Origin of the sequence: Paracoccus benzoatiresistens (assembly GCF_026913015.1) — a bacterium.
In the GTDB taxonomy this organism is placed as follows: domain Bacteria; phylum Pseudomonadota; class Alphaproteobacteria; order Rhodobacterales; family Rhodobacteraceae; genus Paracoccus; species Paracoccus benzoatiresistens.
On record NZ_JAPTYD010000159.1, the window covers coordinates 1 to 1,387 of the forward strand.

At 68.2% G+C, this 1,387-nt stretch carries 2 protein-coding genes; both read left to right on the forward strand.

Annotated elements, in window-relative coordinates:
* On the forward strand, window positions 1-780 hold a 780-nt coding region (locus OU682_RS23965), incomplete at its 5' end, for a Mu transposase domain-containing protein (RefSeq protein ID WP_442952619.1).
* A gap of 17 nt (window positions 781-797) precedes the next feature.
* On the forward strand, window positions 798-1,387 hold a 590-nt coding region (locus tag OU682_RS23970), incomplete at its 3' end, for an ATP-binding protein (protein ID WP_268944680.1).

Here is a 1,387-nt window from a genome sequence, read left to right on the forward strand (position 1 = left end):
AAAGCCAAGGTCGAAGGGGCGGTTCTTCTTGCTCAGCGCTGGATCATCGCGCGACTGCGCAATCGCCAGTTCTTCACCCTCGACGAACTCAACGCCGCCATCCGCGAGGAAACCGCTCGTCTGAATGCCCGTGTCAGCCGTCACCTTGGCGCCGCGCGTCAGGACCTTTTCGAGACGCTCGATCGCCCCGCCATGCAGCCGCTGCCCCCGGAACCCTTCGTCCACACCGACTGGCGCCGCACCACCGTCGGCACCGACTATCATGTTCGGCTGGAAGGCCACCATTACTCAGTGCCACACGATCTGATCCGCCAGCAGCTCTGGGCGCGGCTGACCGCAGGCACCGTCGAGATCTTCCGCGCCGGCAAGCGCGTGGCCTGCCACAGGCGCGCCGCCCCGGGCGACACCGGCGCAACGACGCTGAACGACCATCGTCCTGCCAGCCATCGCCGTTATGCCGAGACCACGCCCGAGCAGCTGCGCGACCGGGCCGCCCGCATCGGTCCTGCCACCGGGATCCTGATCGACGTCATCCTTCGCGACAGACCGCACCCCGAACAGGGCTTTCGCTCCTGTCTCGGGATCCTGCGTCTGGCGCGCAGCTATGGGCCCGAGCGGGTCGAGGCGGCCTGTGATCGCGCGCTCGCCATCAACACCCGCACCATGACGTCGGTGAAGTCGATCCTGCAGAGCCGCCTCGATGGCCGTCCCCCAGACCGGCCCCCCGAAGCCCCGCCCATCACCCACGCCAACATCCGCGGCGCCAAGTTCTTCCACTGACCGAAGGAGACAAACCCTTGCTGACCCACCCCACCCTTGAGGCGCTGAACGCGTTGAAGCTCGACGGCATGGCCGAAGCTTTTGCCGAGCTGCTCAGCGAAGATCGCGGCCGCAGCCTCGACCCCGTCGCCTGGATCGGGCTGATGCTGGACCGCGAACAAGCTCGGCGCGGCACCCGTCGGTTCCAGTCGCGCCTGCGTGCCGCCAACCTGCGCCATGGCGGCGCCTGCATGGAGGATGTGGATTATCGGACCTCTCGCGGCCTCGACCGCGCCTTGTTCCAAAGCCTCGCCAGCCCCGATTGGATCGATCGGCACCGCTCGGTGCTGATTACCGGGCCCTGCGGGGTCGGCAAGTCGTGGCTGGCTTGCGCGCTCGGCCACGGAGCCAGCCGCGCGGACCGCACCGTTCTTTACCACCGGCTGCCGCGGCTCTTCTCCGACCTCGAACTCGCGCGCGGCGACGGGCGCTTCGACCGGCTGTTCCGCAAGATCGCCCCTGTGGATCTTCTGATCCTCGACGACTGGGGCCCCGACCGCCTGACCGCCACGCAGCGCCGCGACCTGATGGAGATCGTTGAGGAGCGCTACGGCCGCCGCTCGACCAT